At 50.3% G+C, this 14,099-nt stretch carries 11 protein-coding genes; 8 read left to right on the plus strand and 3 right to left on the minus strand.

The window, feature by feature from the left end:
* The first annotated feature begins 339 nt into the window (after nucleotides 1-339).
* From OOJ59_RS07240 to fraE, 6 genes are all read left to right on the plus strand, one after another.
* Nucleotides 340-1,737: a cytochrome-c peroxidase gene (locus OOJ59_RS07240; RefSeq protein ID WP_085049061.1), complete on the plus strand. Its 1,398-nt coding sequence runs from the start codon at nucleotides 340-342 to the stop codon at nucleotides 1,735-1,737.
* Between the two features lie 124 nt (nucleotides 1,738-1,861).
* Nucleotides 1,862-2,581 (plus strand): GntR family transcriptional regulator, encoded by a 720-nt coding sequence (locus tag OOJ59_RS07245; protein ID WP_087857176.1) that lies wholly within the window; start codon nucleotides 1,862-1,864, stop codon nucleotides 2,579-2,581.
* Nucleotides 2,582-2,757: 176 nt separating this feature from the next.
* A complete protein-coding gene (gene fraB / locus OOJ59_RS07250) occupies nucleotides 2,758-3,735 on the plus strand; it encodes a 6-phosphofructose-aspartate deglycase (protein ID WP_087857266.1) in 978 nt (325 codons plus the stop codon).
* A gap of 63 nt (nucleotides 3,736-3,798) precedes the next feature.
* Complete coding sequence (locus OOJ59_RS07255) at nucleotides 3,799-4,638, plus strand: fructoselysine 6-kinase (protein WP_038635106.1); 840 nt, start codon at nucleotides 3,799-3,801, stop codon at nucleotides 4,636-4,638.
* Between the two features lie 62 nt (nucleotides 4,639-4,700).
* Complete coding sequence (locus OOJ59_RS07260; RefSeq protein WP_038635104.1) at nucleotides 4,701-6,020, plus strand: anaerobic C4-dicarboxylate transporter family protein; 1,320 nt, start codon at nucleotides 4,701-4,703, stop codon at nucleotides 6,018-6,020.
* A gap of 52 nt (nucleotides 6,021-6,072) precedes the next feature.
* Entirely contained in the window at nucleotides 6,073-7,116 is a 1,044-nt protein-coding gene (gene fraE / locus OOJ59_RS07265) for a fructose-asparagine asparaginase (protein WP_268063367.1), read from the plus strand.
* A gap of 66 nt (nucleotides 7,117-7,182) precedes the next feature.
* Here fraE and OOJ59_RS07270 read toward each other — a convergent pair whose 3' ends face one another.
* A complete protein-coding gene (locus tag OOJ59_RS07270) occupies nucleotides 7,183-8,109 on the minus strand; it encodes a LysR family transcriptional regulator (protein ID WP_087857175.1) in 927 nt (308 codons plus the stop codon).
* A gap of 183 nt (nucleotides 8,110-8,292) precedes the next feature.
* Here OOJ59_RS07270 and OOJ59_RS07275 point away from each other — a divergent pair, with 183 nt between their 5' ends.
* The gene (locus OOJ59_RS07275) at nucleotides 8,293-9,456 is read left to right on the plus strand and encodes a mandelate racemase/muconate lactonizing enzyme family protein (protein WP_160955352.1); all 1,164 of its coding nucleotides are present in this window, start codon (nucleotides 8,293-8,295) and stop codon (nucleotides 9,454-9,456) included.
* An 85-nt stretch (nucleotides 9,457-9,541) separates the two neighbouring features.
* Here the strand turns inward: OOJ59_RS07275 and gorA are convergent, their stop codons facing one another.
* On the minus strand, nucleotides 9,542-10,894 hold the full coding sequence (gene gorA, locus OOJ59_RS07280) for a glutathione-disulfide reductase (RefSeq protein ID WP_160955351.1): 1,353 nt from the start codon (nucleotides 10,892-10,894) through the stop codon (nucleotides 9,542-9,544).
* A 104-nt stretch (nucleotides 10,895-10,998) separates the two neighbouring features.
* Nucleotides 10,999-11,841, minus strand: a complete 843-nt coding sequence (locus OOJ59_RS07285; protein WP_038635089.1) for a 23S rRNA (adenine(2030)-N(6))-methyltransferase RlmJ — start codon at nucleotides 11,839-11,841, stop codon at nucleotides 10,999-11,001.
* 208 nt (nucleotides 11,842-12,049) lie between these two features.
* On the opposite strand from OOJ59_RS07285, the gene prlC reads away from it, so the two are divergent.
* A complete protein-coding gene (prlC, locus tag OOJ59_RS07290; protein WP_087857173.1) occupies nucleotides 12,050-14,092 on the plus strand; it encodes an oligopeptidase A in 2,043 nt (680 codons plus the stop codon).
* Nucleotides 14,093-14,099: the final 7 nt, after the last annotated feature.

Genomic DNA, 14,099 nt, shown 5'->3' on the forward strand with positions numbered 1-14,099 from the left:
GTAAAGCGTGCGGTTGATCACGTTTTAGTGTTGAGCATTATTTAAAAAAATAAACTATCCCAATGATAATAATGAATAATTCAGAATCGTGCGCGACCTGAAGATATTCCATTTTCAGAACATTCGATTGCAACGAGGTGTGAACGAAACCTGCTAATGGCTTAACGCTATAATAGGCACAGGCTATTCTATTGATAGTTCTCCTCCATGTAATTGCTTGATACTTATCAAAATAGTAATCCCCTCATTTCCTATGATGGTCAAGTCTGACAAAGACTGTGCATTAATTATTCTAATTTTTCTGGGTCACAATAACTCACAACGGTGAGGGTAAAAATAATGAAAATCATTACCCGTCTTACCGCGATTGCCATAGCTGGCATCGTGATTTGTTATTTTGGATTATCCGGTTATGTGTGGTATCACGATAATCAACGGAGCAAACAGGCTGATGTTCAGGCCTCTTCGCTGGAAGCAAATAATAAAGTTTTAGGATTCTTGCGCGAAAAAGGATGTGATTATTGTCACACCCCTTCGGCTGAATTACCTTTCTATTCTTCTTTTCCTGTCGCTAAGCAGTTGATGAATTACGACATTCAACTGGGATATAAATCTTTCAATCTTGAGGCCGTTCGTGCGGCGCTGGTCGCGGATAAACCCGTTTCGCAAAGCGACCTGAATAAAATTGAATGGGTGATGCAGTACGAAACCATGCCGCCGACGCGTTATACCGCGCTGCACTGGGCCGGTAAGGTGAGCGATGCGGAGCGCGAAGACATTTTGGGCTGGGTCGCCAAACAGCGTGAGCAGTATTACGCCAGTAAAGATACCGCCGCGCAGCATCGTAATGAACCCGTACAGCCAATACCAGAAAGCATCCCGACTGATGCCCGGAAGGTGGCGCTTGGCTTTACGCTTTATCACGATCCGCGTATTTCCGGCGACAGCACGATCTCTTGCGCGCACTGTCATGCCCTGAATGCGGGTGGTGTGGATGGCCGGAAAACGTCAATTGGCGTAGGCGGAGCGGTCGGGCCGATCAACGCGCCAACGGTGTTTAACTCAGTCTTTAACGTGGAACAGTTCTGGGATGGCCGTGCGCCGACATTACAGGCGCAGGCAGGTGGTCCGCCGTTGAACCCGATTGAAATGGCATCTAAATCCTGGGATGAAATTATCCAGAAGCTGGATAAAGATCCGCTCTTGAAGCAAGAATTTATTGCGGTTTATCCACAGGGATTCAGCGGAGATAATATTACCGATGCGATTGCTGAATTTGAGAAAACGCTGATCACGCCAAATTCACCGTTTGATAAGTGGTTACGTGGTGATGAGGAGGCGTTAACAGCTCAGCAAAAACATGGCTATCAGTTGTTTAAGGAAAATAAGTGCGCGACCTGTCATGGCGGTATTATTTTAGGCGGACGCTCATTTGAACCATTAGGTTTGAAAAAGGACTTTAATTTCGGCGAAGTCACTGCCGCAGATATTGGCCGGATGAACGTTACCAATGAGCTACGTGACAAGCTACGTCAGAAAGTCCCTGGATTACGTAACGTTGCGCTGACTGCGCCTTATTTCCATCGCGGTGATGTGCCTACGCTCGATGGTGCGGTCAAACTGATGCTGCGTTATCAGGTGGGTAAGGAACTGCCGCAGGAAGATATCGACGATATCGTGGCGTTTCTCGAAAGTTTGAACGGGATTTATACGCCGTATATGCAGAACCATCAGTAATTTAAATATGATAAATCGGCCACCAGACTGATTTTGTGGCCGATTTTCTTTTTTTATGCCAGCAAATGTCAGGTAAATAGTTATAATACATGTCATGGTATTCTAATAATACAAACGGATACAAATGATGGAGCAACCTGACAGCAATAGCGCAAAACCTCTCTATAAACAGCTTGAGGCATCCTTGAAAGAGGCGATTTTGCGCGGTGAATACAAGCCCGGTCAGCAGATCCCCACAGAAAATGAACTCAGTAGCCAGTGGCAGGTTAGTCGTGTAACGGTGCGTAAAGCTCTGGATGCTCTAACGCGTGAAAATCTTCTGACGCGTGTTTCTGGCAAGGGAACGTTTGTCAGCAATGAAAAGTTTCAGCGCAGCATGACCGGGATTATGAGCTTTAGCGAGTTGTGTCAGTCCCAGGGGCGGCGGCCCGGCTCCCGGACTATCAAATCGGTTTTTGAATCGGTGGATAACGAGACCAGCGCCTCGCTGGGAATGGCTGAAAAAGAGAAAGCGGTAGTCATTGAACGTATTCGTTATGCTGACGATATTCCCGTTTCGCTGGAAACCATCCAGTTACCTCCTCGTTTTGCCTTTCTGCTGCAAGAGGACCTCAATAATCATTCGTTATACGCTTGCTTACGTGAAAAATATGGGCTGTGGTTTACCCATTCGCGCAAAATGATTGAGCTAGTGTATGCAAGCTTTGAGGTTGCTCACTATCTTGGGGTGAGTGAAAATTATCCTCTGATATTAATTAAGAGTGAAATGATTGATAACAAAGGAGAATTATCTTGTGTGTCCCGTCAGTTGATCGTTGGCGACAAGATTCGATTCACCGTATAGGTCCTCCTCTTACATCTTTGATACTGGCTAAAATCGGGATCCGTGTCGCGGATCCCGATTTTTTATGGTTCTTACGTTGATCAAATGTCTTTAAATGTATTATAAAAATACCAATACATTAAGAGTCATTTTGTAGGCGATATCCGCCTGTATGATTGATTGAACCAGAGGGAACCATAATGAGCATTAAAGAAATTGTGAACGATATTGTGGCCAGCCAGGCGGAAAAAGGGGGGACTAAACATGTTTACTATGTTGCCTGTGGTGGGTCTTATGCCGCGTTCTACCCGGCAAAAGCATTCTTAGAAAAAGAGTCAAAAACGCTGAGCGTGGGCCTTTACAACAGTGGGGAATTTATCAGTAACCCGCCTGTTGCGCTGGGTGAAAATGCCGTCGTTGTTGTTGCTTCGCATAAAGGCAATACCCCTGAAACCACGAAGGCGGCAGAAATTGCACGCCTGCATGGCGCGACCGTTATTGGGCTTACCTGGGTTATGGATTCACCTTTGGTTGCGCATTGTGATTATGTTGAGACCTATACCTTCGGCGAGGGAAAAGATGTCGCTGAAGAGAAGACGATACAATGTTTGCTTACCGCGGTAGAGCTTCTTCAGCAAACAGAAGGCTATGTTCACTATGACGATTTCCTGGATGGCGTCAGTAAAATTAACCGTATTGTATATCGTGCTTGCGAGCATGTGGCTGAACGGGCACAAGCATTTGCTCAAGAATATAAAGACGATAAAGTTATTTATACTGTTGCCAGTGGGGCGGGCTATGGCGCGTCATATTTACAAAGTATCTGCATATTTATGGAAATGCAGTGGATTCATTCAGCCTGTATTCACAGCGGTGAATTCTTCCACGGACCGTTCGAAATTACGGATGCTAATACACCATTTTTCGTACAGCTTTCTGAAGGTAGTACCCGCCCGGTCGATGAGCGTGCATTAGATTTTCTGAAAAAATATGGTCAGCGAATTGAAGTGATAGACGCGAAAGAGTTAGGGTTGTCGACTATCAAAACTACGGTTATTGATTACTTTAACCATTCTCTCTTCAATAATGTTTACCCTGTCTACAACCGAGCGCTTGCTGAAGCTCGCCAGCATCCGCTCACTACACGTCGTTATATGTGGAAAGTAGCATACTGATTACTAAAGGATTAAGGTAAAAGCAGGGACGCTTTTTAAGATTTTATAGAGCAGGGTATTATTATGAGTATTCGCGTAATAGGTATAGGTGACAATGTCGTCGATAAATACCTTCATTCTGGAATGATGTATCCAGGTGGCAATGCCTTAAATTTTTCTGTCTACGCAAAGCAAGCCGGTGCTTCAAGCGCCTTCATGGGGGCGTTTGGGAATGATGACGCGGCAAAACATATACAAGATGTATTGCATAAGTTACAGATAGATATTACCCATAGTCGGCATTATGAGGGGGAGAACGGTTACGCCTGTATTCGCCTCAATAATGGCGATCGTGAGTTTGTCACCAGTAATAAAAATGGTGTTTTACGCGAACATCCCTTCATGCTGACGGTGGATGATCTGCGATACATTGCCAGTTTTGACTTAGTTCACACCAGTATTAATGGTTATCTTGAAAGTGAGCTGGAAAAAATAAAACAGAAAAATATCATGATATCATTCGATTTTTCTGGACGTGGCACCGATGATTATTTCGCAAGAGTATGCCCATGGGTAGATTATGGCTTCATTTCCTGTAGTGGCATCTCACCAGATGAAACCAAAGAAAAAATAAATAAGCTTTACCAATACGGTTGTCGACATATTATTGCAACCTGCGGGCATGAACGTGTTTATTATTTTTCCGCTGGTGGTTTTCTTGACTGGACGCCGAAATATATTGAGCCAGTAGATACCCTGGGGGCAGGTGATGCGTTTTTAACCGGATTTATGCTCTCCATTATCCAATCAGGTACAGCTGAGCCCGATCGAGAAAGGGTGCTGTGCGCCATGCAGGCTGGTGGTAAATCTGCAGCGAATGTTTTGTCTGATTACGGTGCATTCGGTTTTGGTAAACCGTATTAACCCTGTTAACGCTGTTCCACTCATGTAACCCAACATTCACTCCAGATAAGCCAGGAGGAAGTATGTTTTGGACGGAATTGTGTTTTATTCTTTTAGCCTTAATGGTTGGCGCCAGGATTGGCGGTGTGTTTTTAGGCATGGTCGGGGGACTCGGTGTTGGCGTCATGGTATTTGTTTTTGGCCTGACCCCATCCACACCGCCGATTGACGTTATTCTTATTATTCTTTCGGTTGTTTTAGCTGCCTCATCATTACAAGCCGCCGGTGGTCTGGATTTACTGGTTAAACTGGCAGAGAAAATTCTGCGCCGTCATCCTCGTTATATTACGCTGCTGGCGCCTTTTATTTGCTATATCTTCACTTTTATGTCCGGAACGGGGCATGTTGTTTATAGTTTATTACCGGTTATTTCTGAAGTCGCCCGTGATTCGGGGATCCGTCCTGAGCGGCCATTATCCATTTCTGTTATTGCATCGCAGCAGGCTATCACAGCCAGTCCAATATCGGCGGCGATGGCGGCAATGATTGGTTTAATGGCCCCGTTAGGGATATCCATTTCTACAATTATGATGATCTGCGTTCCCGCTACGTTAGTGGGTGTCGCGATGGGGGCCTTAGCGACCTTTAATAAAGGCAAAGAGCTAAAAGATGACCCAGAGTATCAACGCAGGCTTGCGGAGGGTTTAATAAAGCCTGCTCAGAAACAACACGATAAAACTGAAGTTACCTTTCGCGCTAAGCTCTCTGTCGTACTGTTTTTGATGAGTGCCGTGGTGATTGTGCTCTTAGGGATTATTCCTCAATTACGACCGGTAGTGGAAACGGCAAAAGGGCTGCAACCGTTATCGATGTCGGCAGCGATCCAGATAACAATGCTCTCTTTTGCCTGTCTGATAGTCTTGATATGCCGACCTCCGGTGGACCAAATTATCAGCGGGACTGTGTTTCGCGCGGGGGCACTGGCGATTGTCTGCGCCTTTGGCCTTGCCTGGATGAGCGAAACCTTCGTCAATGGGCATATTGATCTGATTAAGGCAGAGGTTCAGACGCTATTACAGCAACATACCTGGTTAATTGCCATCATGATGTTTTTTGTCTCTGCGATGGTCAGTAGCCAGGCGGCAACAACGCTCATTCTTCTACCGTTGGGGCTGGCATTAGGCTTACCTGCATATGCGCTCATTGGTGCATGGCCTGCGGTGAATGGATATTTCTTCATTCCGGTGGCGGGTCAATGTCTGGCTGCGCTTGCTTTTGATGACACGGGAACTACGCGCATAGGCAAATATGTATTTAACCATAGTTTTATGCGGCCTGGTTTAGTGAATGTTATTGTTGCTGTCGTCGTTGGCCTTATTATCGGGAAAATAATCCTGGCTTGATTTTTTTGAAGCATTTCCTGTATCCCTAATTAATTAAATTCAGAGGATGAAAATGAATATTAAAATATTCATCGCGGCGGCGATGTTATTTATCAGTTCAAACGTTTTTAGTGCGATAACGCAACCTCACATAATAATTCTGGCGACGGGAGGAACCATCGCTGGTACCGCTGAAAATAACACCCAAATATCGGGATATAAATCTGGTGAAATAGGTGTTCAGACATTAATTAAAGCGGTGCCTGAAATTAATAAGATTGCCAGTGTTGATGGTCAGCAAATATCTAATATCGGCAGCGAAAACATGACCAGTGACATTATTTTAAAGCTATCTAAGCAGGTGAATGCGCTGCTCGCGCGTGATGACGTTGACGGTATCGTTATTACCCACGGAACCGACACGCTTGATGAAACGGCCTACTTTCTCAATCTGACGGTTAAGAGCGATAAACCCGTGGTGTTCACTGCGGCGATGAGACCCGCGACGGCCATTAGCGCAGACGGTGCAATGAATCTGCTGGAAGCGGTCACGGTGGCCGCCGATCCGAATGCAAGGGGTCGGGGGGTTATGGTGGTTTTAAATGATCGCATAGGTTCTGCAAGGTTTGTGACCAAGACAAACGCGACCACGCTGGATACCTTCAAAGCCCCTGAGCAGGGGTATTTAGGGGTTATCGTCAATGGCAAACCAGAGTTTGAAACTCGCATTGAAAAGACGCATACCCTGCGTTCCGTTTTTGATGTAAGAAATCTTAAAAAGCTGCCGCAGGTAGCGATTATTTATGGTTACCAGGACGATCCTGAATATATGTATGATGCTGCAATTGCGCATCATGTAGATGGGATTGTCTATGCCGGAACCGGTGCCGGGTCGGTTTCTGTCAGAAGTGAAGCTGGAATTAAAAAAGCAGAGAAAGCGGGAATCATTGTGGTGCGTGCATCCCGAACGGGTAACGGCATTGTTCCACAGGATAAAGGGCAGCCGGGATTGGTGTCTGATTCATTAAATCCTGCGAAAGCCCGGGTTTTGCTGATGACAGCCCTGACAAAAACGAAAAATCCTGAGCTCATTCAGCATTATTTTAATACCTACTAAGATCGGTTGTTTAACGCGCTCGTTTGTATGCAAAATGGGCGCGTTTCCTCCCATCCGGATATTTTGTTACCTCTGCTCGCCCACGAATATTTCCCACAATTCTTCTACCGCTCTGGACATTCTGCCCGCAGGCCGAAACAGTCGGATATCAATGGGTATCCATAATCCGCTCTTCTGTGGGGCCGCCGCGGCAATCGTCCCGGCCTGAACATCCGGAGCCGCCAGACTTTCCGGCAGCCAGGCAATGCCGTCCCCGGCTTTGACCATCGCCAGCAGCGTGGCGGCCAGATCGGCGGTGAAGGCGATGTCCATACCGCGTCGGGCATGATTCACCGGTGACGTGTTCGAGAGGATCCTCCCCAGACCGGATTCTGCAGAGAAGGAGAGGAACGGAAATTTTTTGCCCCCCGTAGCCTGCCAGAGCGGCTGATGAGAGCCGGGATCACATTTGGAGTAGGGTAATAACGTTTCTTGTCCAAGGCGAACGCTGAGATATTTCGTCTGATCAAGATTGATGTGCATGTGAGGGTGGTAATAACACAGCAGAAACTGCGCATCCCCATTTTCAATCATCCTTTCACAGGCGCTGAGCGTGTCTGACAGCAGGCGAAATGAGCCGAAACGGGCGATTTTTTCGTTATTACGCATCAGCGCCGGAAAAAATGAGAACGACAGGGAGTGCGTTGCGGAGAAAATAACATCCGGTCGTGTATTTCCCGCCGCTTCAATGGTTTCATTTCTCAGGGTATATAGCGCCCGGATCAGTTCGGGCACTTGAGCGACGAAAACTTCCCCCGCACGAGTCAGGCTAACGCCACGGCGGTTACGCTCAAAAATCGGCGTTCCCAGCCACTCTTCCAGCGAGACAATGCGCCGACTGAATGCGGGCTGCGTCACATATCGGGAAGCGGCTGCGCGAGAGAAATTGAGTGACTGCGCCAGCGCAACGCAGTCTTCAAGCCAGGTGAGTTCCAGGTGATGCCGATTTTGCATTACAGTCAGCCTCTTTGGCATTAGATCAGCAGATGAGCACTGCTTAAGATGGAGAAATAGAGGACGATGGCGTCCTTAAATGCTGCCTGGATGCATTATGCCAATAATAAACCGGCATGAGTTATCACTTTTTACAGGCGTGTAAGTGCGAGCATAACTGACTAAGAACCCGCCGGAGAAAACATGCGTATCCTCGATGTTGTAGAAATTACCAAACCCATCGCTTCCCCTATTCGTAACGCCTATATCGATTTCAGCAAGATGACGACCAGTCTGGTGGCCGTTGTGACTGACGTTGAGATAGAGGGTCGTCGCGTGGTGGGATACGGATTTAACTCTAATGGTCGTTACGGCCAGGGGGGGTTGATCCGCGAACGCTTCCGTAACCGCATTCTGGACGCTGACCCGGAAAGTCTGCTGAATGCCGAAGACGATAACCTGGATCCGCATAAAATCTGGGACGTCATGATGAGTAATGAAAAGCCGGGGGGCCATGGTGAGCGCTCGGTGGCTGTTGGTACGCTGGATATGGCTATCTGGGATGCGGTTGCCAAAATTGCCAACAAGCCGTTGTTCCGTCTGCTGGCTGAGATGAAGGGCGTTGAGGCGAATCCACGCGTCTTTGTCTACGCGGCGGGGGGTTACTATTATCCGGGTAAAGACCTGAGCGCGCTGCGTCAGGAAATGCGAGGCTACCTGAACCGCGGCTACAACGTAGTTAAAATGAAAATCGGCGGCGCATCGTTGGAAGAGGACCGTCGCCGTATCGAAGCGGTATTGACTGAAATTGGCGACGAAGCGCGTCTTGCCGTCGATGCCAATGGTCGCTTTGATCTGGAAACCAGTATTGCCTATGCCAAAATGCTACGGGATTATCCATTGTTTTGGTACGAAGAAGCCGGCGACCCGCTGGATTATTCTCTCCAGGCCGCGCTGTCAGAATTTTACCCAGGCGCGATGGCGACAGGTGAAAACCTCTTTTCTCATCAGGATGCGCGCAACCTGCTGCGCTACGGCGGCATGCGCCCGGATCGCGACTACCTGCAATTTGACTGTGCGCTTTCCTACGGTCTGGTCGAATATCTGCGTACCCTGGACGTACTGGCGCAGTTTGGCTGGTCTCCATCACGCTGCATACCGCATGGCGGTCACCAGATGTCGCTGAACATTGCGGCGGGTCTTGGCCTCGGTGGGAATGAAAGTTACCCGGATCTGTTTCAGCCGTACGGCGGTTTCCCGGATTCAGTGAAGGTGGAAGAGGGTCATATCGTCATGCCAGAACTGCCGGGCATCGGTTTTGAAGGGAAATCTGATCTGATTAAAGAGATGCGTGCGTTGGCCGAATAGCGCGGGCGGAGGTGACATAACACCCCTCCGGTTGCCGGAGGGGTGTGACTTGAGCGTGTAGTGAATAGCGTCTACACCTGTGCAATTAGCGCATAGTGACGAATTCTTCTGCCGCCGTTGGGTGAATCGCAACGGTGTTATCGAAGTCTTTCTTCGTCGCGCCCATTTTCAGCGCCACCGCGAAGCCTTGCAGCATTTCGTCCATGCCAAAACCGATGCCGTGAATACCAACAATCTTCTCTTCCGGACCCACGCAAACCAGTTTCATGCGGCACGGCTGGCGGTGTGAAGTCACGGCAGTGTACATCGCGGTAAACGAGGATTTATACACTTTCACCTGGTCATCGCCGTGCTGTTCGCGAGCCTGCTGCTCGGTTAAGCCCACGGTGCCAATTGGCGGGTGGCTGAAGACCACGGTCGGGATGTTGTTGTAGTCCAGATGCTCGTCCGGTTTGTTATTAAACAGACGCTCGGACAGGCGACGGCCCGCGGCAACGGCAACCGGCGTCAGCTCAACGGCGCCGGTGTTATCGCCAACGGCATAAATCCCCGGCACGCTGGTGTTCTGGTATTTATCAACGACGATGTAGCCTTTTTCGTTGGTTTTCACGCCAGTAACGGCCAGGTTAAAGTTATCCGTGGCTGGTTCACGACCGATCGCCCAAATCAGGCAATCCACCGTTTCGCTACGGCCATCTTCCAGTTGCAGGGTCAGACTGCCGTCGGCGTTTTTAATGACCGCTTGCGGAATTGCGTGAGTATGCAGAGTCGGACCTTCGGTGTTCATCACCTCGACCAGCGTCTCGACGATCATCGGATCGAAGCTGCGCAGCGGCGCGTGTTTACGCACGAACAGGTGAGTTTCTGCGCCCAGGCCGTTAATCACGCCCGCCAGTTCAACGGCGATGTAGCCTGCGCCAACAACGGCTACACGTTTTGGCAGCGCTGGCAGCTCAAAGAAGCCATCGGAGTCGATACCGTATTCCACGCCTGGAATGTTCGGATGGCTCGGGCGCCCGCCGGTGGCGATCAAAATATGATCGGCAGTAATGGTTTCACCGTTCACTTCAATGGTTTTGGCATCAACGAAGCGGGCAAAGCCTCTAATCACATCAACGTTATTTTTACCCAGCACGTTGTCGTACGAGGTATGAATGCGATCGATATAGGCGGTACGGCTGGCGATCAGTTTATCCCAGTCGAACTTATTAATGGTGGTATCGAAACCGTAATCCGGGCCGTACATATGAATCGCTTCACGGATTTGTGCGGCATGCCACATCACTTTCTTCGGTACGCAGCCAACATTAACGCAGGTGCCGCCTAGCTCTTTGGCTTCAATCAGTGCGCATTTCTGGCCGTACATTGCCGCACGGTTAATGGAGGCAATACCGCCGCTGCCGCCGCCAATAGCGATGTAATCATAGTGCTTGGTCATGACCGCTCCTTCATGTTCATTGTAGGGCGGAGAAGCGTTACGCCATCCGCCAAAATATTCGCGATTGTATACCTGAAATTAAAAGGTTCCACCGATGGCTGCGATTACTCCGGCACGATCCAGCTTACGGAAGTGTGTCCGGTTCCTGCGGGAACCAGCTTGCTATGTAGCCACGGCAGGACATTGTTCATCTGCTGCTCAAGCTTCCACGGCGGGTTAATCACAATCATGCCGGACGCCGTCATGCCGCGCTGATCGCTGTCCGGGCGCACCGCCAGCTCAATTTGCAGAATTTTGCGGATACCGGTGTCTTCCAGATCGTGGATCATGCGCTTGATTTGCTGGCGCAGGACCACCGGATACCACAGCGCATAGGTGCCCGTTGCGAAGCGTTTGTAGCCTTCATTAATGCCGGTCACTACCGCCTGGTAGTCGGTTTTGATTTCGTATGGCGGATCGATAAGGATCAGCCCGCGGCGGGAAACCGGCGGTAATTTTGCTTTTAGCTGTTGATAACCGTCAGCCTTGGCCACACGTGCGCGTTCATCTTTCTGAAATTCGCCGCGCAGCAAAGGAAAGTCGCTTGGGTGCAGCTCGGTTAATTGCAGGCTGTCCTGTTCGCGCAGCAACTGACGAGCAATTAACGGAGAGCCCGGGTAGTAGCGCAACTGGCCGCTACGGTTGAAATGCTGCACCACGGAAATATAGGGTTCAAGTTCGGCAGGCAAATCGTCCTGCTGCCAGATACGGGCGATACCTTCCAGGTATTCACCGGTACGTTCGGCATGCTCACTGCTCAGCTGATAACGGCCAGCGCCAGCGTGGGTGTCCAGATAGAGAAACGGTTTTTCTTTCTCTTTGAGTGATTCAATGATCAGGCTCTGAACGGTGTGTTTAAGGACGTCGGCGTGGTTGCCTGCGTGATAACTGTGGCGATAACTGAGCATGGGTAATGAAATTCCGCTGAAATGACGATTTGCCACAGTTTACAGCAGATCGGCACAGATTACCCGCAGGCCCGGTAAGCGCAGCGCCACCGGGCGTCTTTCCGTCACGGTTAGCATTGAAATCCTCTACACTTAACCCCATTGTACAAATTAATATGCACAGCGCCGGATACGCGCTTCATTCACTCTTTTCAACAGGACCGCGCTAATGACCAATCCATTGCTGACTCCCTTCGAACTGCCGCCATTTTCTAAAATTCAGCCCGAACATGTTGTGCCTGCCGTTACTAAGGCGCTGAACGATTGTCGCGAAAACGTTGAGCGAGTCGTTGCGCAGGGCGCGCCGTACACCTGGGAAAATCTCTGCCAGAGGCTTGCGGAAGTGGACGATGTGCTGGGGCGTATTTTCTCTCCGGTCAGCCACTTGAACTCGGTGAAAAACAGCCCGGAACTGCGTGAAGCCTACGAGCAAACACTGCCGCTGCTCTCCGAGTACAGCACCTGGGTTGGGCAACATGAAGGTCTGTACAAAGCGTACCGCGACCTGCGTGATGGCGACCATTACGCCACCCTGAACACTGCACAGAAAAAAGCGGTCGATAACGCGCTGCGTGATTTTGAACTGTCCGGTATCGGCCTGCCGAAAGAGAAACAGCAGCGCTACGGCGAAATCGCCACCCGTTTGTCCGAACTGGGTAACCAGTACAGCAACAACGTGCTCGACGCCACCATGGGCTGGAGCAAGCTGGTGACCGACGAAGCTGAACTCTCCGGCATGCCGGAAAGCGCCCTGGCGGCGGCGAAAGCGCAGGCCGAAGCCAAAGAGCAGGAAGGCTACCTGCTAACCCTGGATATCCCAAGCTACCTGCCGGTCATGACCTACTGCGACAACCAGGCGCTGCGTGAAGAGCTGTATCGCGCCTACTCCACCCGCGCCTCCGATCAGGGGCCGAACGCGGGCAAGTGGGACAACACCCCGGTGATGGAAGAGATCCTCGCACTGCGTCACGAGCTGGCGCAACTGTTGGGCTTCGAAAGCTACGCCTTTAAATCTCTGGCCACCAAAATGGCGGAAAACCCGCAGCAGGTGCTCGACTTCCTGACCGATCTGGCGAAACGCGCCCGTCCGCAGGGGGAAAAAGAGCTGGCCCAGCTGCGCGCCTTCGCCAAAGCCGAATGTGGCGTTGAAGAGCTGCAGCCGTGGGATATCGCGTACTACAGCGAGAAACAAAAACAGCATCTGTACAGCATCAGCGATGAACAACTGCGTCCGTACTTCCCGGAAAACAAAGCCGTTAACGGCCTGTTTGAAGTGGTAAAACGTATTTACGGTATCACCGCGAAAGAGCGTACCGATGTTGACGTGTGGAATCCGGAAGTGCGCTTCTTCGAACTGTATGACGAAAGCAACGAACTGCGCGGCAGCTTCTACCTCGACCTGTACGCCCGCGAACACAAACGCGGCGGGGCGTGGATGGACGACTGCGTCGGCCAGATGCGTAAATCAGACGGCACGCTGCAAAAACCGGTTGCCTATCTGACCTGTAACTTCAACCGCCCGGTGAACGGCAAACCGGCGCTGTTTACCCATGACGAAGTGATCACTCTGTTCCACGAATTTGGTCATGGCCTGCATCACATGCTGACCCGCATCGAAACTGCCGGTGTTTCCGGTATTAACGGCGTGCCGTGGGATGCGGTCGAACTGCCAAGCCAGTTTATGGAAAACTGGTGCTGGGAGCCGGAAGCGCTGGCGTTTATCTCCGGCCATTATGAAACCGGCGAACCGCTGCCGAAGGAACTGCTGGATAAAATGCTGGCGGCGAAAAACTATCAGGCAGCGCTGTTTATTCTGCGTCAGTTGGAGTTCGGCTTGTTCGACTTCCGCCTGCACGCGGAGTTTAACCCAGAGCAGGGGGCGAAAGTCCTTGAGACGCTGGCCGAAATTAAGAAACAGGTCGCCGTGGTGCCGGGCCCAACCTGGGGCCGCTTCCCGCACGCCTTCAGCCACATTTTTGCTGGCGGCTACGCAGCGGGTTACTACAGTTACCTGTGGGCCGACGTGCTGGCGGCGGACGCATTTTCCCGCTTTGAAGAAGAGGGCATCTTCAACCGTGAAACCGGTCAGTCGTTCCTCGATAGCATCCTGACTCGCGGTGGTTCGGAAGAGCCGATGACGCTGTTCAAACGCTTCCGTGGCCGCGAACCTCAGCTCGACGCCATGCTGGCGCATTACGGCATCAAGGGCTGATTGTTCG

It is taken from the genome of Citrobacter sp. W9 (assembly GCF_026719375.1).
Classification (GTDB): domain Bacteria; phylum Pseudomonadota; class Gammaproteobacteria; order Enterobacterales; family Enterobacteriaceae; genus Citrobacter; species Citrobacter werkmanii.

Bases quoted from the DNA above. Each gene is read 5' to 3' on its own strand.
- OOJ59_RS07240 (WP_085049061.1), top strand. From the start codon at position 340: ATGAAAATCATTACCCGTCTTACCGCGATTGCCATAGCTGGCATCGTG.
- OOJ59_RS07245 (WP_087857176.1), top strand. From the start codon at position 1,862: ATGATGGAGCAACCTGACAGCAATAGCGCAAAACCTCTCTATAAACAG.
- OOJ59_RS07255 (WP_038635106.1), top strand. From the start codon at position 3,799: ATGAGTATTCGCGTAATAGGTATAGGTGACAATGTCGTCGATAAATAC.
- OOJ59_RS07260 (WP_038635104.1), top strand. From the start codon at position 4,701: ATGTTTTGGACGGAATTGTGTTTTATTCTTTTAGCCTTAATGGTTGGC.
- fraE (WP_268063367.1), top strand. From the start codon at position 6,073: ATGAATATTAAAATATTCATCGCGGCGGCGATGTTATTTATCAGTTCA.
- OOJ59_RS07270 (WP_087857175.1), bottom strand. From the start codon at position 8,109: ATGCAAAATCGGCATCACCTGGAACTCACCTGGCTTGAAGACTGCGTT.
- OOJ59_RS07275 (WP_160955352.1), top strand. From the start codon at position 8,293: ATGCGTATCCTCGATGTTGTAGAAATTACCAAACCCATCGCTTCCCCT.
- gorA (WP_160955351.1), bottom strand. From the start codon at position 10,894: ATGACCAAGCACTATGATTACATCGCTATTGGCGGCGGCAGCGGCGGT.
- OOJ59_RS07285 (WP_038635089.1), bottom strand. From the start codon at position 11,841: ATGCTCAGTTATCGCCACAGTTATCACGCAGGCAACCACGCCGACGTC.
- prlC (WP_087857173.1), top strand. From the start codon at position 12,050: ATGACCAATCCATTGCTGACTCCCTTCGAACTGCCGCCATTTTCTAAA.